This window comes from Nocardia sp. NBC_01730, assembly GCF_035920445.1.
Classification (GTDB): domain Bacteria; phylum Actinomycetota; class Actinomycetes; order Mycobacteriales; family Mycobacteriaceae; genus Nocardia.
In genome coordinates, this window is the sequence record NZ_CP109162.1 from 6,525,120 (window position 1) to 6,543,894 (window position 18,775).

At 66.5% G+C, this 18,775-nt stretch carries 18 protein-coding genes; 10 read left to right on the forward strand and 8 right to left on the reverse strand.

Translation table 11 applies throughout. From position 1 onward, the window contains the following. Positions 1–3 precede the first annotated feature (3 nt). The 3 genes from OHB12_RS27505 to OHB12_RS27515 are packed head-to-tail and all read right to left on the reverse strand — an operon-like array spanning position 4 to position 3,146. A complete protein-coding gene (locus tag OHB12_RS27505) occupies positions 4–1,170 on the reverse strand; it encodes a thiolase domain-containing protein (protein ID WP_327112057.1) in 1,167 nt (388 codons plus the stop codon). Beyond that, entirely contained in the window at positions 1,167–2,204 is a 1,038-nt protein-coding gene (locus OHB12_RS27510; protein WP_327112059.1) for a thiolase domain-containing protein, read from the reverse strand. The genes OHB12_RS27505 and OHB12_RS27510 overlap by 4 nt, the downstream gene beginning before the upstream one ends. A gap of 12 nt (positions 2,205–2,216) precedes the next feature. Beyond that, on the reverse strand, positions 2,217–3,146 hold the full coding sequence (locus OHB12_RS27515) for a Zn-ribbon domain-containing OB-fold protein (RefSeq protein WP_327121544.1): 930 nt from the start codon (positions 3,144–3,146) through the stop codon (positions 2,217–2,219). A 304-nt stretch (positions 3,147–3,450) separates the two neighbouring features. On the opposite strand from OHB12_RS27515, the gene OHB12_RS27520 reads away from it, so the two are divergent. After that, on the forward strand, positions 3,451–4,485 hold the full coding sequence (locus tag OHB12_RS27520; protein ID WP_327112061.1) for an LLM class F420-dependent oxidoreductase: 1,035 nt from the start codon (positions 3,451–3,453) through the stop codon (positions 4,483–4,485). Then, positions 4,475–6,067 carry an acyl-CoA synthetase gene (locus OHB12_RS27525; protein WP_442799864.1) on the forward strand — a complete coding sequence of 531 codons (1,593 nt, stop codon included), beginning with the start codon at positions 4,475–4,477 and terminating at the stop codon, positions 6,065–6,067. The genes OHB12_RS27520 and OHB12_RS27525 overlap by 11 nt, the downstream gene beginning before the upstream one ends. A 118-nt stretch (positions 6,068–6,185) precedes the next feature. Here the strand turns inward: OHB12_RS27525 and OHB12_RS27530 are convergent, their stop codons facing one another. Both OHB12_RS27530 and OHB12_RS27535 read right to left on the reverse strand, forming a co-directional pair. Continuing rightward, positions 6,186–7,661 (reverse strand): beta strand repeat-containing protein, encoded by a 1,476-nt coding sequence (locus OHB12_RS27530; protein WP_327112063.1) that lies wholly within the window; start codon positions 7,659–7,661, stop codon positions 6,186–6,188. A 585-nt stretch (positions 7,662–8,246) separates the two neighbouring features. Beyond that, a complete protein-coding gene (locus OHB12_RS27535) occupies positions 8,247–9,242 on the reverse strand; it encodes a sigma-70 family RNA polymerase sigma factor (RefSeq protein WP_327112065.1) in 996 nt (331 codons plus the stop codon). Between the two features lie 186 nt (positions 9,243–9,428). Between OHB12_RS27535 and OHB12_RS27540 the strand changes: the two genes are divergently transcribed. Then, positions 9,429–9,848: a VOC family protein gene (locus OHB12_RS27540; RefSeq protein WP_327112066.1), complete on the forward strand. Its 420-nt coding sequence runs from the start codon at positions 9,429–9,431 to the stop codon at positions 9,846–9,848. Between the two features lie 62 nt (positions 9,849–9,910). On the opposite strand, the gene OHB12_RS27545 is transcribed toward OHB12_RS27540, so the two are convergent. Then, the gene (locus OHB12_RS27545; protein ID WP_327112068.1) at positions 9,911–10,693 is read right to left on the reverse strand and encodes a crotonase/enoyl-CoA hydratase family protein; all 783 of its coding nucleotides are present in this window, start codon (positions 10,691–10,693) and stop codon (positions 9,911–9,913) included. A 60-nt stretch (positions 10,694–10,753) separates the two neighbouring features. On the opposite strand from OHB12_RS27545, the gene OHB12_RS27550 reads away from it, so the two are divergent. From OHB12_RS27550 to OHB12_RS27560, 3 genes are all read left to right on the forward strand, one after another. After that, positions 10,754–12,403 carry an acyl-CoA synthetase gene (locus OHB12_RS27550; RefSeq protein ID WP_327112070.1) on the forward strand — a complete coding sequence of 550 codons (1,650 nt, stop codon included), beginning with the start codon at positions 10,754–10,756 and terminating at the stop codon, positions 12,401–12,403. A gap of 161 nt (positions 12,404–12,564) precedes the next feature. Next, a complete protein-coding gene (locus OHB12_RS27555) occupies positions 12,565–12,762 on the forward strand; it encodes an antitoxin Phd (protein ID WP_327112072.1) in 198 nt (65 codons plus the stop codon). Then, a complete protein-coding gene (locus OHB12_RS27560; protein WP_442800143.1) occupies positions 12,759–13,130 on the forward strand; it encodes a type II toxin-antitoxin system death-on-curing family toxin in 372 nt (123 codons plus the stop codon). Before OHB12_RS27555 ends, OHB12_RS27560 begins: the two co-directional genes overlap by 4 nt. Before the next feature lie 62 nt (positions 13,131–13,192). On the opposite strand, the gene OHB12_RS27565 is transcribed toward OHB12_RS27560, so the two are convergent. Both OHB12_RS27565 and OHB12_RS27570 read right to left on the reverse strand, forming a co-directional pair. Continuing rightward, a complete protein-coding gene (locus OHB12_RS27565; RefSeq protein ID WP_327112076.1) occupies positions 13,193–14,302 on the reverse strand; it encodes an acyl-CoA dehydrogenase family protein in 1,110 nt (369 codons plus the stop codon). Positions 14,303–14,322: 20 nt separating this feature from the next. After that, the gene (locus tag OHB12_RS27570) at positions 14,323–15,516 is read right to left on the reverse strand and encodes an acyl-CoA dehydrogenase family protein (protein ID WP_327112078.1); all 1,194 of its coding nucleotides are present in this window, start codon (positions 15,514–15,516) and stop codon (positions 14,323–14,325) included. Between the two features lie 207 nt (positions 15,517–15,723). On the opposite strand from OHB12_RS27570, the gene OHB12_RS27575 reads away from it, so the two are divergent. From OHB12_RS27575 to OHB12_RS27590, 4 genes are all read left to right on the forward strand, one after another. After that, positions 15,724–15,912 carry a ferredoxin gene (locus OHB12_RS27575; RefSeq protein WP_327112080.1) on the forward strand — a complete coding sequence of 63 codons (189 nt, stop codon included), beginning with the start codon at positions 15,724–15,726 and terminating at the stop codon, positions 15,910–15,912. Between the two features lie 43 nt (positions 15,913–15,955). Continuing rightward, positions 15,956–16,858, forward strand: a complete 903-nt coding sequence (locus tag OHB12_RS27580; protein WP_327112082.1) for a 3-oxoacyl-ACP reductase — start codon at positions 15,956–15,958, stop codon at positions 16,856–16,858. Positions 16,859–17,154: 296 nt separating this feature from the next. Beyond that, positions 17,155–17,919: an MlaE family ABC transporter permease gene (locus OHB12_RS27585; protein WP_327112083.1), complete on the forward strand. Its 765-nt coding sequence runs from the start codon at positions 17,155–17,157 to the stop codon at positions 17,917–17,919. A 4-nt stretch (positions 17,920–17,923) separates the two neighbouring features. After that, on the forward strand, positions 17,924–18,775 hold the full coding sequence (locus OHB12_RS27590) for an MlaE family ABC transporter permease (RefSeq protein ID WP_327112085.1): 852 nt from the start codon (positions 17,924–17,926) through the stop codon (positions 18,773–18,775).

Sequence of the window (18,775 nt, forward strand, 5' to 3'; positions counted from 1 at the left end):
TAGTCACCGGCGCTCCGATCCGACTACCCACATCGAGAAGTACTGCGACCCACCGCCGTACGCGTGTCCCAGCGCCTTGTGGGCGCCTTCGACCTGGTAGTCTCCGGCCCGCCCCATGACCTGCTTGGCGGCTTCGGCGAATCGAATGAGGCCGGACGCGCCGATCGGGTTGGAGGAGAGCACGCCGCCGGACGGGTTGACCGGCAGGGTGCCCCCGATCTCGGTCTCGCCCTTGTCGGTGAGCTTCCAGCCATCGCCTTGCGGCACGAAGCCGAGATTCTCCAGCCACATCGGCTCGAACCAAGAGAACGGCACGTAGATCTCCGCCACGTCGATCTCGCTGAGTGGGTCGGTGATTCCGGCCGCCTCCCACAGCGCCGCGGCCGCGTCCCGGCCGGCCTGGGGATCGACCTGATCGCGCCCGGCGAAGGTGGTCGGCTCGGTGCGCATCGCGGTGCCGTGTATCCAGGCAACCTTCTTGCCGGTGGCTTCGACGGCTGCGGCCGCGTCTTCGTCGCCGATCACGATCGCGCACGCGCCGTCCGAGGAGGGGCAGGTCTCGTCGAATCGAATCGGGTCCCACAGCATCTGCGATGCGAGCACTGAGTCCAGCGTGATGTCGGGCTGCTTCAGATGGGCGAGCGGGTTCTTGGCGCCGTTGCGTCGATCCTTCACCGCGACCATGGCGCCGATGTGGCTCGGCGCGTTGGCTCGCCGGATGTAGGAGCGCACGTGTGGAGCGAAGTAGCCGCCCGCGCCCGCGCCGACCGGCATGGTGAACGGCACCGGAATCGACAACGCCCACATGGCGTTCGACTCCGACTGCTTCTCCCACGCGATCGCGAGCACCCGCTTGTGCACGCCTGCCTGCACCAGGTTTGTCGCGACGATGCCGGTGGAGCCGCCGACCGAACCGGCGGTGTGCACACGAAGCAGCGGTTTTCCGGTGGCGCCCAAGGCATCCGCGAGGTACAGCTCGGGCATCATGACGCCCTCGAACAGGTCGGGCGCCTTGCCGACGACCACCGCGTCGATGTCGGCGATGGTGAGGCCGGCGTCGTCGAGCGCGCGATCGATGGCTTCCCGGCACATGCCTGCCATCGACACGTCGGTCCGTTTCGTCACGTGATGTGTTTGTCCGGTGCCGAGCACCGCAGCCGGTGTACTCATCGGGTCTCCGATTCCAGGACGGTCACAAGGTTCTGCTGCAGCGCGGGGCCGCTGGTGGCATGGGCGAGAGCGCGATTCGCCGAGCCCGCGATGATCGCTTCGGCCGCGAAGCCGATGCGCTCCAAGCCCGCGGCGAACATGGGGTTGGCAGCGAGCGCGCCACCGGACGGATTCACCGTGGTGCCGTTCGTCAGGCCGATCGCCTCGGTGAGGATCAGCTGCTGGTGGCTGAACGGCGCGTGCAGTTCCGCGACGTCGAAGCCGCTGGTATCGCCGCCGGTAACCGCCTGGGCCGCAGCCGAAGTCGAGGAGGAGACGGTAAGGTCGCGCGCGCCGAGCACCGGGGTATCCACCCGGTGCGCCATGCTGGTGATCCAGGCGGGACGCTCGCAGAGTTCGCGGGCGCGGTCGCCCACCGCGAGCACGATGGCGGCCGCACCGTCGGTGATCGGCGCGACGTCGTGTGCGCGCAGTGGGTCGGCGACATACGGCGCGTCGAGCAGGCTCGCCACGTCACCGGATTCCCCCGCGGCCACGGCGGCCATGTCACGCTCGGTCCAGCGCCCCGCGTCGATTCCCGCGCGGGCCTGCAACCCGGCGATGGACAGCGCGTCCGGCCACAGCGGCGCGACCAGGTACGGGTCCAGCTGCATGGTCAGGATCTGGCGCAGCGTGCCCGCCGAGGACTTGCCGAAGCCGTACACCAGTGCGGTCTTCGCCTGTCCGGAACGCAGTTTCACCCACGCCTCATACAGCGCCCACGCGGCGTCCATCTCCACGTGCGACTCGTTGATCGGTGGCACCGCGCCGATCGCGTCGACCGCCGAAATGAACGAAAAGGCCCTTCCGGCGAGATAATCGGAGGACCCCGAGCACCAGAAGTCGATATCGGACTTGGTGATGCCGAGCCGGTCGTAGAGCTGCTGGAAGCAGGGCACCAGCATCTCGACACCGTTGGTGGTGCCGAAGGTCTCCGGCACATGCGGCGCGTGGGCGAAACCCACGACCGCGATATCGGTGGCGTTGTCAGTCAACGTGCGCCTCTCTCAGAGGTGGTGCTTGTAGGTCTCGTAGTCGGCGTCCGGCTCGCCGGTGGGGCGGAAGTGGTCCACGTTCTCCAGGCCGTAGCCCCACTCCTCGCGCGGTCTCCATACCGCCTCCACCCGCATGCCCATGCGCACTTCGCTCGCCTCGCACCCGAGCACCAGGTGCAGAAACGGGATGTCCGCGCCGTCCAGCAGCACGTACGCCGCGACATACGGCGGCTTGATCCGCTGGCCGAGGAACGGGACGTTCACGATGCAGAAGGTGGTGACCGTGCCGCGATCGGGCAGCTCGATGAAGTCGTTGGTCGGCCTGCCGTCGGTCGGGTTCGCGCCGCGCGGCGGGAAGTACACCTTGCCCGCGTCGTCGGTGCGGCCGCCGATCAGCTTGCCCTCGGCCAATCCGCGCAGGTAGACGGTTTCCTGCGGGGAGGCGGTGTGCTTGTACGGCAGGTCGACCGGCGTCGTGATCACCGTGACCGGGTCGGCCGTGCTGCCGGATACGGTCGGAGCGCCGGACTTCTCGCCCGGCTCGAAGCAGGCGATGTCTCGGATACTGCCCTCGGTCTGTGCCGCCCACCGGGCGGTTACGCGCAATCCCGTGTGGATGTCTTCGGGTGCGGCGACGTCCACCGCGTGCAGCAGCGTGGTGTCGGCGCCGTCGAGCCGGATCAACGCCCAGGCGAACGGGCGGTCGAACGGCTGTCTGGGCAGCGGTTCGCGCACCCAGGTCCACGATTCCACGGTGCCGGTGTCGGCCACATGAACGAATTCGGTCAACGGTTCGGCGGTAATCGGGTCGTATTCCGGCGGCGGCACGATCACGCGGCCGTTCGAGCCGCGCGCGCCGACGATCTTGTGGTCGCGCAGTTCAGTCAGAAAGGTCCCGATGGTGGTTCCGACGGAGCGGGTGTAGTCGAAACGCACCCGCAGAGGCGCGCTGAGTACGTCGGGCGCTGAATCCGGCTGGCGGCGCTCCGGGGTCCCTTTGTGGTCACGCTGCGCTGCCGCCTCCGGGCCCGTCGCTCGCGCCGCTGAATCCGATTGGCGGCGCTCCCGGGGCCCTTCGTGGTTACGCTCCGCTCCCGCCTCCGGGCCCGTCGCTCGCGCCGCAGTGTTCAATCCCGTGCCACTGGCACCGGCGATTGCTGTGGGTGCAGTATTCCCGTGAGTCACGATATCGAGTAGAACAGGTTCTTATTCTGGTAGCAAGCAATTGATCGGAAAGGGGTCCGCCGTGAAGTTCGGATTGCAACTCGGGTACTGGATGGCCCAGCCGCCCGCCAACGCGGGCGAGTTGGTGATCGCGGCCGAGGAAGCCGGGTTCGACGCCGTATTCGCCGCCGAATCGTGGGGGTCGGATGCCTTCGGTCCGTTGACCTGGTGGGGCTCGTCGACGCGGCGCGTCCGCCTCGGCACCTCGGTAGTGCAGATGTCGGCGCGCACACCCGCGGCCACCGCCATGCACGCGCTCACGCTCGACCACCTCAGCGGTGGTCGCGCGATTCTCGGCCTCGGCGTCTCCGGTCCTCAGGTGGTCGAGGGCTGGTATGGCCAGCCGTTCGCCAAGCCATTGCAGCGCACCAGGGAGTACGTGGGGATCGTCCGGCAGGTGCTGGCTCGGGAGGCGCCGGTCACCAGCGCGGGCCCGCACTATCCGCTGCCCTACACCGGGCCGGGCTCGATCGGACTCGGCAAGCCGCTCAAGCCGATCGTGCATCCGTTACGTGCGGATTTGCCGATCTGGCTCGGCGCGGAGGGGCCCAAGAACGTGGCGCTCACCGCGGAGATCGCCGACGGCTGGCTTGCCATCTATTACGCGCCCAGGCTGGCCGGGATGTACGACGACTGGCTCGACGAGGGGTTTGCGCGGGCGGGGGCGCGACGCAGCAGGGAGGACTTCGAAATTGCCGCGAGCTGCCAGGTGGTGATCACCGATAACCCGGCGAGCGAGTTGGAGCGGATGCGCTGGATCATGGCGCTCTACATCGGGGGTATGGGCGCGCCCGAGCTGAACTTTCATGCCCAGGTCTATCGGCGCATGGGGTACGAGCGCGAGGTCGACGAGATCGGACGGTTGTTCCAGGCGGGCAAGAAGGCCGAGGCCGCGGCCATGGTGCCGGACGAGCTGATTCTGGACACCGCGATCATCGGCGACGAGGAGCATGTCCGCAAGCAACTCGGGGTGTGGGAGGCGGCGGGCGTCACCATGATGTTGGTGTCGGTTCCGGACATCCCGCAATTGCATCGGCTCGCACCCCTTGTCGAATAGTAGAACACGTTCTAAATTCAATGAGGTGACGACGCAGGAGTCAGTGAAAATTCTCGGTCTGTGGAACATCGCCGAAGCCGAACCCGATCGGATCGCGATGGTCGATCCCTCGGGCCGGGACGTGACGTATCGCGAATTGGCGACGCTCGCCAACCGCTACGCCACCGGTCTGCGGGGGCTCGGCCTGGAAACCGGCGACGTGTTGGTGAGCATGGTGCACAACAGCGTCGAGGCGATCGCCGCCTACTTCGCTGCCTATCAGGCCGGTTTGTACATCGTCGCGGTGAACTGGCATCTCACCGGGCCGGAGGTGGCCTACATCCTGTCCGACAGCGAGGCGAAGGCGTTCATCGTCAGCGATCGGTTCGCCGCCGCCGCCGAGGCCGCCGCCGACGAGGCGGGACTGCCCGCGTCGGCGCGCTTTTCGGTGGGCGAGATCGAGGGCTTCAAGTCGGTGGCCTGGCTCGGCGCCGCGGATACCGGACGTCCATCGAACCGCAGCACCGGCGCGCCGATGCTCTACACATCCGGAACGACGGGGCGGCCCAAAGGCGTTCGGCGCCCGCTCACCGGGGCCGATCCCGACGTCGTCCCGCCGCAGAGCACCGCGTTCTTCGGGCTCTTCGGGCTCGCGCCCTACGACGAGAATGTGCACATCTGCGGCTCACCGCTGTACCACACCGCGGTGCTGAACTTCGCCACCATCTCGATCCAGCTGGGCCACAAGCTCGCTCTGATGGATCGCTGGGACGCCGAGGACATGCTGCGCCTGATCGACAAGTATCGGGTGACGCACAGCCACATGGTGCCCACGCAGTTCCACCGGCTGCTCGCACTGCCGGAGGAGGTGCGCGCCAAGTACGACGTGTCCTCACTGCGCAGCATGGTGCACGGCGCCGCGCCGTGCCCGCAGGAGACCAAGCGGCAGATGCTGGAGTGGTGGGGCCCGACGGTCACCGAGTATTACGCGGCCACCGAGGGCGGCGGCACAGTGATCAACGGCACCGACTGGCTGCGCAAGCCGGGCTCGGTCGGCAAGGCGTGGCCGTGGTCGGTGATCAAGGTGCTCAGCGAAGAGGACGGCTCCGAGGTCCCGGTCGGCGAGCCCGGCTTGGTCTACATGCGCATGGGCGCTTCGAGTTTTGAGTACCACCACGACAAGGCCAAGACCGAGGACTCGCGCGTCGGCGACCTGTTCACCGTCGGCGACATCGGACACCTCGACGAGGACGGCTACCTCTACCTGCACGATCGGCGCTCGGATCTGATCCTCTCCGGCGGGGTGAACATCTACCCGGCCGAGATCGAGAACGTGCTCATCACCCATCCGAAGGTCGCCGATGTGGCGGTTTTCGGTATCCCGCACCCGGATTGGGGCCAGGAGGTGAAGGCGGTCGTGCAACCCGCGGACGGCACCGAGGGCAGCGACGAACTCACCGCCGAGCTGCTGGCCTTCGCCGCAACACAATTGGCGAAGTACAAGATGCCCAAGTCGATCGATTACCTGCTCGAACTGCCGCGCGACCCTAACGGCAAGCTTTACAAGCGCAAGCTCCGCGACCGTTATATCCCGGCAACGTAGCCCAACGCGGCGTAGGCGGCGGCCCGGGCCCACCCGCCGCCGCGCCTGCCGGGTCGACGCCGCGGCCGCGCACCCGTAGCGAGGTCAACGGCTGTAGCCCTGCCGCCCCGCCACGCCATCAGATGTAGGTGTAGGAGCGCCCATTGCTGGTGCCTCCGACGGTGGTGACCGTGACCGACACCGTACCGAGCAGGGGTCCGGCGGGGGCGACTGCGGTGATCTGCGTACTGGAGTTGACGGTGAAGGTCGCCGCGGTGGCACCGAACCTGACCGTGGTGGCACCGGTCAGGTTGGTGCCGGTGAGGGTGACCGAGTTTCCCCCGATGAGCAGCCCGGAGCTCGGGGAGACCCCGGTCAGGGTGGGAACTGGCACGTAGGTGTAGAAGACCCCGTTGCTGGTTCCGCCCGCGGTGGTGACCGTGGACTGCACGGTGCCCGTCCCGGCGGGGGCGATCGCGGTGATCTGCGTACTGGAGTTGACAGTGAAGGGTGCCGCGGTGGCGCCGAAGCTGACCGTGGTGGCTCCGGTGAACCCGGTGCCGGTCAGGGTGACCGAGGTCCCCCCGTCCGCCGACCCCGAACTCGGGACGACCGAGGTCAGGGTGGGAACCGTGACGTAGGTGTAGGAGAGGCCGTTGGTGGTGCCGCCGGCGGTGGTGACCGTGACCGACACCGTCCCCGTCCCCGTCCCCGTCCCGGCGGGGGCGACTGCGGTGATCTGCGTACTGGAGTCGACGGTGAACGACGTCGCCGCGGTGGCGCCGAAGCTGACCGCGGTGGCACCGGCCAGGTTGGTGCCGGTCAAGGTGACGCTGGTTGCCCCGGCCGGCGGTCCCGAACTCGGGGAGACCGAGGTCAGGGTGGGAGCCGTGACGTAGGTGTAGGGGAGGCCGTTGGTGGTGCCGCCGGCGGTGGTGACCGTGACCGACACCGTCCCCGTCCCGGCGGGGGCGACTGCGGTGATCTGCGTACTGGAGTCGACGGTGAACGATGTTGCCGCAGTGGCGCCGAAGCTGACCGTGGTGGCTCCGGTGAACCCGGTGCCGGTCAGGGTGACCGAGGTCCCCCCGGCCGCCGACCCCGAACTCGGGACGACCGAGCTCATGGTGGGAACCGCGACGTAGGTGTAGGACAGGCCGTTGTTGGTGCCGCCCGCGGTGGTGACACTGACACTCACCGAACCAGCTGCCGTGCCCGCCGGCACGACCACGGTCAACTGGCTATCGTTGACCACAGTCGGGGTCGCCGACGCGGCGCCGAAATGCACCGCGGTGGCGGTGGACAGACCGGTACCAGTGATGGTCACCGTGTTACCGCCCGCGGTGACACCGGAGACCGGGGACAGGGTGCCCTTGAACGGCGCGCCGATGTAGAAGAACGACAGCGGGTTGCTGGTCCCTCCTGCAGTGGTCACGGTCACAGGGACAGTGCCCGCCCCGGACGGGGAGACAGCGGTGATCGATGTAGCCGTGTCGGCGGTGATAGTGGCCAACTTGGAACCGAAGTGCACGGCGGTGGCGCCGCCGAGGTTAGTGCCGGTGACGGTTACAGTGGTCCCGCCTCCGGTCGACCCCTGATTGGGAGAAATCGGCATGATGCTGCGTCCTAGTCGATGCTCTTCCGGGTGATTGCCCAAATTCTTTTGGCGGCCTGCTCTTTCCATTAACGCCCCGGGACCGGTTGCCAGGCAATGCCTCAGCTGATCCGTTTTCGTCCGTTTTCGGACTCCTACCGCCACAACACCAGAATCACCAATTCGATGCGGCCCCAAGGGCTGCCTCAAACCCACGAGACAGGCCAGCGGCGTCCGGCAACGTTCGTCCACGAAACGGTTTGCGGTGAGAATCGTTCTCGCAGGCCACCGTCGGCCGGATTCGAAAGGGTTCCGCCGGGTACTGCTCGAAGCGCGGGCCGCGAATGTTTTCCCTGTTCAGATTCCCTCTGCGCCAACTCAACCCGGACAGTGCCAACTACACCTGGACACGACAAGCACATGGGTGACTCGTCGGGTTACCCACGAGATCAAACGCCGGTACGGCCTAGTCATCGCGCTTGCCTTCCACGGCGGTGTGCGAGTACGGCGGATCCGCCTTGCCAGCGAAGCAGTTCTTCAGCCATGCGTGTTCCTAGGGATGACAGACGAGGGTGTTGGGCCCGGTCACGCCGATAAGCGAGGCGGTCATGGCTCTCGCAGTTCCGGGGCCAGGCCGAAGAGTGGGAAGAGTTTTTCGGTGTCCAGGAAGAAGTTCAGGCCCGAGACGGTGCCGCCGTCGAGTTCCAGCACCGTGATCGACCACGGCACCCACACACCCGGCTCGTCGCCCGGTTTGTAGTGGCCGAAGGCGGGCAGACCGTTGGCGCCCTCGAGCCGGACCATTCGCGAATCGCGGCAGGCGCTTCCGGTGCCGAGCATGAAGGCGGCCACGTTCTCCGGGCCGGAGATCCACAGCTCGATCGGCGGCATGGACAGCGTGACATCGGCTTTCAGCAGTGTCGTGAGGGTGTCCATGTCGTAGGCCTCGAACGCTTTGACGAAGTTGTCCACGAGCCTGCGCTGGTCTTCGTCGGTCTCGTCGTAGGTGTCAGTGGCCGTCGGCTGAACTTTGGACATGGTGGCGCGCGCCCGTTGTAGCGCACTGTTCACGGACGCGGGCGACATGGTGAGCGCCTCAGCGGTCTCGTTGGCGGAGAATCGCAGCACCTCGCGCATGATCAGGATCGCGCGCTGGGTAGCGGGCAGGTGCTGGCAGGCGGCGACGAACGCAAGGCGCAGCGTGTCTTTGGCGCTGGCGTGCTCGGCCGGGTCGGCGCCGAAGGCGAGCGCGTTCGGGATCGGCTCGACCCAGACGTAGTCGGGCTGCGGTGCGGGCAGCGGCGAATCGGGACGGGACGGGCCGGACAGATCCATCGGCCGCGCCCTGCGTTGCGGCCCGTCGATCATGTCGAGGCAGACGTTCGTGGTGATCTTGTACAGCCAGGACCGTAGGCTGGCGCGACCCTCGAACGAGTTATAGGACTTCCACGCCCGGGTCAAGGTTTCCTGGACCGCGTCCTCCGCTTCGAAGGAGGAGCCGAGCATCCGGTAGGCGTACGCGCACAACTCCCTACGATGGGCCTCGAATGAGGCGAGCACATCGGGAGCGAGGCCGGCGGGGGAGCCGGACGAGTCGTTCATGGCTGTCACCCTGCCACAGGCCACCGACACAGAACAGGTCTTCGAGGCGGCTACCTGCGAAGATCAAGATCATTAAACCTTTCTGCGCTGTGTGGCGCGTCACGTACGCCTCGGCGATGAATTCACCTTCCGGCGCCCGTCATATCCAGTGACACGAACGGACTTGCTCGAGAGGAAGAGGCCGATATGAGCAGCAAGATGATCTTCGTCAATCTCCCCGTAGCCGACCTGAACCGGTCGAAGGCCTTCTATGAAGCGCTGGGCTGGAAGGTCAACCAGGAGTTCACGGATGACAACGCCGCCTGCATCGTTGTCGACGACAACATTTGCCTGATGCTGCTCACCAGGGACTTCTTCACCACCTTCAGCAAACGGCCGGTGGCCGACACGAAGGCGGCGATCAATGCCGCGTACGCGCTCGCGCTCGGTAGCGCGGAGGAAGTCGACAACCTTACCGCCGCCGCGCTGGCCGCGGGCGCGACCGAAGAGGTGAACGAGGACAAGCGCGCGCAGGAGGCGCAGGTCGGCATGCACGGCCGCACCTTCATCGATCCGGATGGCCACCAGTGGGAGCCGTTCTGGATGGACTACCCGGGCGCCGACTGAGCTCGGTGCGGGCCCCGATGCGTGCGCGCCAGTGGGCGTGTTGTGCTCTCGGTCAACGGCTCTCAGTTACCGGTGAACGTGGGCTTGCGCTTCTCCGCGAACGCCTTCGGGCCCTCCTTGGCGTCGGCCGAACGGAATACCGCCGTACCGAGTTCGGCGTCGATCTTGAAGGCGTCTTCCTCCGCCATGGCCTCGGTCTCCCGAATGGTGCGCAGGATGGCCTGCACCGCCAGCGGCCCGTTGGCGGCGATCTGCGCGGCGAGTTCCAGTGCCTTGTCCAGTGCCGTTCCGTCCGGCACCACGTGTCCGATCAGGCCGATCTCCTTGGCCTCCGCAGCGGTGACGTGCCGGCCGGTCAGCAGGATGTCCGCGGCCACGGTGTAGGGAATCTGGCGGACCAGTCGCACCGCGGAGCCGCCTAGCGGGAACAGGCCCCACCGCGCCTCGGACACGCCGAATTTCGCGCTCTCGCCGGCCACCCGGATGTCGGTGCCCTGCAGGATCTCCGTGCCGCCCGCGATAGCGGGACCCTCGACGGCCGCGATCAGCGGCTTGGTCAGCCTGCGGCCCTTGAGCAGCGCCTCGATCTTGGACAGATCCCAGCCGCCGCCCGCGAACGAGTCGCCGGGGTGCTGGGAGGTCATCGCCTTGAGGTCGGCGCCCGCGCAGAACGCGCCGCCCGCGCCGGTCAGGATCGCCACCCGGATAGCCGGATCGTTGTCCACCTGGTCCCAGGCGTCACGCATGATCGCCATCATCTCCGCCGACAGCGCGTTGCGCGCCTCGGGTCGGTTCATGGTGACGATGAGGACATGGTCCCGTTTCTCGACGAGGCAGTGCGGCATTGCTGATTCTCCTGACTTCGAGCCTTGTCAGAAACAGTAACACGTTCTATTTTTAAGGCTGTGAGCTACAACATAGCGGACCTTGTCGAACATGCCATCGACCTGATGCCCGACCGCGTCGCGCTGGCCGACGACGGCCGCGAGGTCACCTACGCCCAACTGGAGGAGCGGGCCAATAGGCTCGCTCACTACCTGCAAGAACGGGGAGTCCTGCCGGGCGACAAGGTGGGCATCTACTCACGGAACACGATCGAGGCCGTCGAGGCGATGGTCGCGATCTTCAAGGCGCGCGCCGTGATGATCAACGTGAATTACCGATATGTCGAGAACGAGTTGCAGTACATCTTCGACAATTCCGACATGGTCGCGCTGATCCACGAGCGCCGCTACAGCGACAAGGTGTCCGCGGTTCGCCAGAACACCCCGACGCTGCACACCGTCATCGTCGTGGATGACGATACGACCGGACCGATCCGCACCGCAGCCGATTCGGTGGAGTACGAAGCGGTGCTCGCGCAGTCCTCAGGTGAGCGCGACTTCGGTGATCGTTCCCCTGACGACCTGTACATGCTCTACACCGGCGGCACCACCGGCATGCCCAAGGGTGTGATGTGGCGCCAGGAAGACGTGTGGCGTGTGCTCGGCGCGGGGATCAACTTCGTCACCGGCGAATACGTCAAGGACGAGTGGGAGTTGGCGAAAGTGGGCGCGGGCAGTCCGGCCATGGTGCGGTTCCCGATCCCGCCGATGATTCACGGCGGTGCACAGTGGGCGACCTTCCACAGTCTGTTCGGCGGCGGCAAGACCGTGATGATTTCGGAGTTCTCCGGGCACGGGGTGTGGCAGGCAATCGACAAGCACAAGATCAACCTCATCTTCATCACCGGTGACGCTATGGCCCGCCCGATGCTGGACGCACTGATCGAGGGCAACCCGGAAACCGGTCGGCCGTATGACCTTTCGAGCCTGTACGTGATGGCCAGCAGCGCGGCGCTGTTCTCGCCCGCGATCAAGGACCAGTTTCTGGAGCTGCTGCCGAACCGGATGATTTCCGACTCGATCGGCTCCTCGGAGACCGGCTTCGGCGGACTGTCCATCGTGGCCAAAGGGGCGACGCACACCGGAGGCCCTCGGGTGAAGATCGACGCCTCCACCGATGTGCTCGACGACGATGGCAATCCCGTGCGGCCCGGCTCCGGCATCGTCGGCATTCTGGCCAGGCGCGGGCACATTCCGCTCGGCTACTACAAGGACGAGGTGAAGACCGCGGCGACCTTCAAGGAGTTCAACGGGATCCGCTACGCCATCCCTGGCGACTTCGCCAGGGTCGAGGAGGACGGCACCGTCACCATGCTCGGCCGCGGATCGGTCAGCATCAACAGCGGCGGCGAGAAGATCTACCCGGAGGAGGTCGAGGGTGCGCTCAAGACGCACCCGGAGATCTTCGACGCGCTCGTCGTTGGCGTCGACGACGAGCGGTGGGGCCAGCGAGTGGTCGCCGTGGTGCAATGTCGCAGCGAGAACCGGCCGACCTTGGCGGAACTGCGCCCGATGCTCTCCCAGGAGATCGCGTCCTACAAGCAGCCGCGCAGTCTGTGGTTCGTCGACGAAATCAAGCGCTCGCCCGCGGGCAAGCCCGACTACCGCTGGGCCAAGGAGCAGACCGAATCGCGGCCAGCGGATGACCACGCCGAGGCGAGTTCGAAGTAGAACGGGTGACGCGGTCGGCCGTTGCGAATTCAGCGCCGGCCTGGCCGCGTGCCTCGACTAGAGCGTTGCCGTCGGTGGTCGGTCTGGTTTGGGTGACCGGTACCGGGGAGCGTCAGGCACAGAATCCGGAGTCATGCGGTACCATGCGGTACCATCGAGTGATGGCTGGTCTGAACATTCGGTTTTCCGAGGCGGAGCTGGCCGCTTTGCGTGAACGCGCGGAGGCGGAGGGCCGCAGCATGCAACAGTTCGTCCACGATGCTGTCGTCAAGGCGATCAATGAGCATTCCAGATTGTTCAACGAGGCCGCTGATCACGTCTTGCGAGTCAGTGAGGAGCTGAACCGGAGGCTGGCCTGATGGAGTATCTGACGCTGCCCGAACTGCTGAATCTCGCTGAGCGATTGGGTACTCCGGCGGTCCGTGACTACGGCCTGCTCGACTCTGCTCTTGCTCGACCGCAGTCCAGCGTATTCGGCCAGGACGCCTACCCGGAGGTGTGGCAGAAGGCTGCTGCGCTGATGGAATCGATTGCACGCAACCATGGCTTGGTCGATGGCAACAAGCGATTGGCCTGGTACGCGACCTGGGTTTTCCTGCAGATCAACGGTCATCCGCTGGACACGCACTTCGATGTCGATGACGCCGAGCGATTCGTGCTGGGGGTATGTCAGGGTGAGCTCGGCGTGCCTGCGATTGCCGAGCACTTGGCGAAGTTCGAAGGCTGACGGCCCGGACACGCGAACCGGCCCGCAGACAAGATGCCATGTGGGCCGATTCGAAATCTCGGCTACGCCAGCAGCGCGCCGAGCGCGCGTAGGTGATCGGTGGCCGTGCCGAGGGCGAACTCATTGTGCTTTGCCGCGGTGAAGTAGTTGTGCACGATGTGGTCGCGGTCGATGCCGACGCCGCCGTGCACGTGGATGACGGTGTGCGCGACTCGGTGGCCAGCGTCGGCGGCCCAGAACTTGGCGGTGTGCACGGCCTCGGCCGCGGGCAGGTTCTCCGACAGCAGCCACGCGGCCTGGGTTACGGCGAGGCGCAGGCCCTGGACGTCGATGTAAGCGTCGGCGAGGCGCTGCGCGACGGCCTGGAAGCTGCCGACCGCCTTGCCGAACTGCTCACGCTCCCTTGCGTACTCGGCGACCAGCTCGAGCGCCCGTTCCACGGTCCCGAGTTGCAGAGCGCTCAGGCCCAGCCAGGCGCGGGCGAGGATCCAGTCCAGGATCTCGGCGCCGTCGGCCACGCCGCCGACCAGTTCGGCGGACGTGTCGGTGAATTCGACGGCGAACTCCGGGCTGCGGTCGACCACCTGCTGGGCCGTCACGGTCGCGGCAGCGGGATCGACGAGGAAGACCGCCGTTGCGCCGGACACCGTGGCGGGAACCAGGATGCGCTCGGCTCGGTCGGCGAAGGGCACGGTGGTTTTGGCGCCAGTGAGCCGCCAGCCGCCGTCCATCTCGACCGCGGTGGTGGTCGGCTGGGCGGGCTCCCAGTTGCGCTCCTCGGCCAGCGCCGCGGTGAGGATGATGCTGCCCGCACCGGCTCGGGCGGCTCGATCTTGTTGTGCCGCGTCGCCGAACCGGGCCAGCGCGCCCGCGCCGACGACGATCGACCACAGATACGGCACGGCCGCGACATACTTGCCCAGCTCACGCAGGATGGCGGTCTGTTCGAGCGGGCCGAGGTCGCTGCCGCCGACCGACTCGGGCAGGGCCGCCGCGAGCACGCCGGTCTCGGCGAGCGAACTCCACAGCGTCTCGTCGAACCGCTCGGTGTTCGTTCCCGAGCCGCCTGCGGTGTCGAGTTCGCGCAGCCGGTCGGCGGTGACCAGCTTGCCGCACACCTCGCCGGTCAGCCGAGCGAGATCAAGTTGGGCTTCGGTGGGAGTGAAATCCATGGTGGTCTACCTGCTTTCGATCAGCGCGCCGCGGCAGGCTGCTTGAGGGCGGTCATGGCGATGATGTCGCGCTGGACCTCGTTGGTGCCGCCGCCGAAGGTCAGGATGAGCGCGGCCCGGTGCATTCGCTCCAGACGCCCACGCAGTTCGGCGCCGGGGGAGTCCTGGCGCAGATAGGCCTGCGGGCCAAGGACCTCCATGAGCAGCCGGTAGGCCTCGGTGGCAAGCTCGGTGCCGTATACCTTGCAGGTCGAGGCGTCCCACGGACGCGGAGCCGCGTCGCCGCCCGCATCGGCCCGGCTGGCGATCTCCCAGTTCAGCAGCTCGAGGTACTTGACCTTGGCGTGCACCTTGGCGAGGTTGAGCTGTACCCATTCCCGGTCGATCACCCGCGAGCTGTCGCTTGCCTTGGTGTTGCTCGCCCACTCCACGGTCTGACGCAGGGCCAGTGCCAGCGGCGCGGCCGAGGTGAGCGCGACGCGCTCGTGGTTGAGCTGGTTGGTGATCAGCGCCCAGCCGCCGTTCTCCTGGCCGACCAGCGCGCTCGCGGGCACCCGGACGTCCTGGTAGTAGGTCGCGCTGGTGTCCGGGCCCGCCATGGTGTGCACGGGGGTCCAGGAGAAGCCCTCGGCCGTGGTCGGCATGATGAGCATGCTGATGCCCTTGTGCTTCTTGGCTGTGGGATCGGTGCGCACAGCCAGCCAAACGTAGTCGGCGTAGGCGATCAGGCTTGTCCACATCTTTTGGCCGTTGATCACGTAGTCGTCGCCGTCGCGCACGGCGGTGGTGCGCAGGCTGGCCAGGTCGGTGCCCGCGCCCGGCTCGGAATATCCGATGGCGAAGTGCAGTTCACCGGCCGCGATCTTGGGGAGGAAGAACTTCTTCTGCTCCTCGCTGCCGTAGTGCATGATCGTCGGCGCGACCGAGTTGATGGTCAGGAACGGCACCGGCGCGCCCGCGGCCGCGGCCTCATCGGTGAAGATCAGCTGGTCCATGGTCGGGCGGTCCTGGCCGCCGTACTCCTTGGGCCATCCGAGCGCCAGCCAGCCGTCGTTGCCCATCTCCTGGACGACCTCGCGGTAGACGTTGCCCTGTCCGTACTCGCCGGTCTGCGCGCTGAGCGCCGCTCGGCGCTCCGGGGTGATGAGCCGCGCGAAGTAGTCGCGCAGCTCCGCGCGCAGCTCCTCCTGTTGCGGCGTGTACGCAATGCGCATGGCAATACCTCATGGGGATGGTCAGCCGACGGAGCTTGCGGAGTCGGCGGGGTGGGTAGGACCGAGCCTTCGTCGTTTCGGGTTCTCTCGATCATTGCATATCGACTGAAACATGTTCCAGTATTGAGAGTGGGACAGGTCGAAGACGACCCGGGCGGTCGCCTCGGCCTTTCAGGCTTCGAGTACAGCGGTGGTAAAGGAGTTCTCATGAAGGTCAGTGTCGATCTGGACCAGTGTGAAGCGAACGGGATCTGTGTCGGAATCGCCCCCGACGTGTTCGAACTCGACGACGAGGACGTGCTGCACATCGCGGAGGCCGAGGTGCCCGCCGATCGGCTCGCGGCGGTGGAGGACGCCGTCGCGCAATGCCCGAAGGCGGCGCTGCGTCTGCGGTAGCCGGCCCTTGCCGGAAGTTGGAACGCGTTCTAAAGTCGGCCGCGTGAGCAATGATCTGAGCCTTGCGGGCCGAGTGGCAATCGTGACCGGCGGCGGCGCCGGACTTGGGCGGGCCGAAGCGCTCGCGCTGGCAGGGGCGGGCGCTTCGGTCGTGGTCAACGACCTGTCGGAATCGGATGCGGTCGCCGATACCCTCGCCGAGATTCGCGCGCTGGGGGCCAAGGCGGAGTTCGTCGCGGGCAGCATCGCCGAGCGCGCCACCGCCGACGCGCTGATCAGCACCGCCGAGGAAGCCTTCGGCTCGGTCGATATCGTAGTCAACAACGCGGGTATCACCCGCGACCGAATGCTGTTCAATATGTCCGACGAGGACTTCGACGCGGTGCTCGCGGTGCACCTGCGTGGTCATTTCCTGTTGTCGCGTAACGCGGCCGCATATTGGCGCGTCAAGTCCAAGGAGGCCGGCGCGCCGATCTACGGCAGGCTCGTCAACACTTCCTCGGAAGCGGGCCTGCTCGGACCGGAGGGGCAGGCCAACTACGGCGCCGCGAAGGCGGGCATCACCGCGCTCACCCTCTCGGCAGCGCGGGCGCTGTCGCGCTACGGCGTGCGCGCCAACGCGATCGCGCCGCGGGCGCGGACGGCGATGACGGAGGCGGTGTTCAGCGCCGCCCCCGAGGGGGAGATCGATCCGCTGTCGCCCGATCATGTGGCCCGGCTGGTCGCCTATCTCGCTTCGCCCGCCGCCGACGCGGTCAACGGGCAGCTGTTCGTGGTGTATGGGGCGATGGTCGCCCTCATGGCGGCACCGGTTGTCGAGCGCCGTTTCGACGCCGCGGGCGGTCAGTGGTCCGCGGACGACCTGGCGGGCACGTTGACTGGCTATTTCGCCGAGCGTCCGGCCAGGCAGACGTTCTCGGCCTCCTCCCTCATCGATCTGGGATGAGCCGCTCGCAGGCGGCTGCTGCCCGTGCATTACTGGTCAATCGTCCAACTATTGATCATGAGTTCGGCACTTGGTAGACATGTGCTTGCGGGGCGTGTGACGCCCCGCAAAAGGTGGGATCATTCTGCACTGACACCGGTTCCAATTTGAATGCCGATCTTCAGATAAAGAGCATTTCAAAAGTGTTGAAAGCCTTCCGGCAGCACGGTGAACGTGTTCTAATCGTTGAGGCGGTGCGGCCACGGTGGACATCCGCGCCGTGAGCTGTATGCGCAGTTGAGCAAGGAGGATCGCGGATGAACGAGGTCCTTGCCGTGCCATTGCGGGCCGTCGGTGGGTTCTTCGAACTCACCGCCGAGGTCGCGCGTTCCAGCGTGCGGAGACCCTTTCAATGGCGCGAGTTCATCGACCAATCCTGGTTCATCGCGCGAGTATCGATCGTTCCCACATTGTTGGTCGCGATTCCGTTCACCGTTCTGGTGAGCTTCACGCTGAACATTCTCTTGCGCGAGATCGGCGCGGCCGACCTCAGCGGCGCCGGCGCGGCGTTCGGCTCGGTCACCCAGGTCGGGCCGATCGTCACCGTGCTCATCGTCGCGGGAGCCGGCGCCACCGCGATCTGCGCTGACCTGGGCGCCCGCACCATTCGTGAGGAAATCGACGCGATGCGGGTGCTCGGTATCAACCCGGTGCACCGCCTGGTGGTGCCGCGCGTGCTCGCCTCGATGTTCGTCGCGCTGATGCTCAACAGCCTGGTGTGCACCATTGGCATCGTCGGCGGTTTTCTGTTTTCCGTGTATTTGCAGGACGTAAATCCCGGCGCGTTCGTCAATGGCATCACATTGCTCACCCATCTGCCCGAGCTGATCATTTCCGAGGTGAAAGCCGGGTTGTTCGGGCTGATCGCGGGGCTGGTCGCCTGTTATCTGGGCCTGAATGTCAAAGGTGGACCCAAGAGTGTCGGTGATGCGGTGAATCAGACCGTAGTGTTCGCCTTTATGGCCTTGTTCGTAGTGAACGTGGTGGTCACCGCCGTCGGCATCAACTTCACGGCGCGGTGACGCGATGTCCTTCGTGATCGCGTCCCGCTTCCCGCGGACCGTGCGGCGCGTGCGCCGGATGTCGGACTCGCTCGACGCGGTAGGCAAGCACGCAGTGTTCTACGCCCAGACGATCGGTTCCATACCGAGGGCGGTGGTGCACTACCGGACCGAGACGATCCGGCTGATCGCCGAAATCAGCATGGGCACCGGCGCACTGGCGGTGATCGGCGGCACCGTGGTGATCGTCGGATTCCTCACCCTGTTCGCGGGCGGCACCATCGCGGTGCAGGGCTACAGCTCGCTCGGCAACATCGGCGTCGAGGCGCTCACCGGCTTCTTCGCGGCGTTCATCAACGTCCGCATCGCGGCGCCGGTGATCTCCGGTATCGGCCTCGCCGCCACCATCGGGGCCGGCTCGACCGCGCAGCTGGGCGCTATGCGGGTGGCCGAGGAGATCGACGCGCTGGAGTCGATGGCGATCCGGCCGGTGCCGTACCTGGTCGGCACCCGGGTACTGGCCGGGATGATCGCCATCGTCCCGCTCTACGCGCTCGCGGTGATCGCGTCGTTCCTCGCGAGCCGATTCGCCACCGTGGTGATCTACGGGCAGTCGGCGGGCGTCTATGACCACTACTTCTCCACCTTCCTCATCCCGAGCGACATCCTCTGGTCTTTCGCCCAGGCGATCTTCATGGCGTTGGCCGTGATGATGATCCACACCTACTACGGCTACAACGCCGCGGGCGGTCCGGTCGGTGTGGGTATCGCGGTGGGCAACGCGGTGCGGACCTCGTTGGTCGCGGTGGTCACGGTGACCCTGCTGATCTCGCTGGCCATCTACGGCACCTCCGGCAACTTCCATCTCTCCGGATAA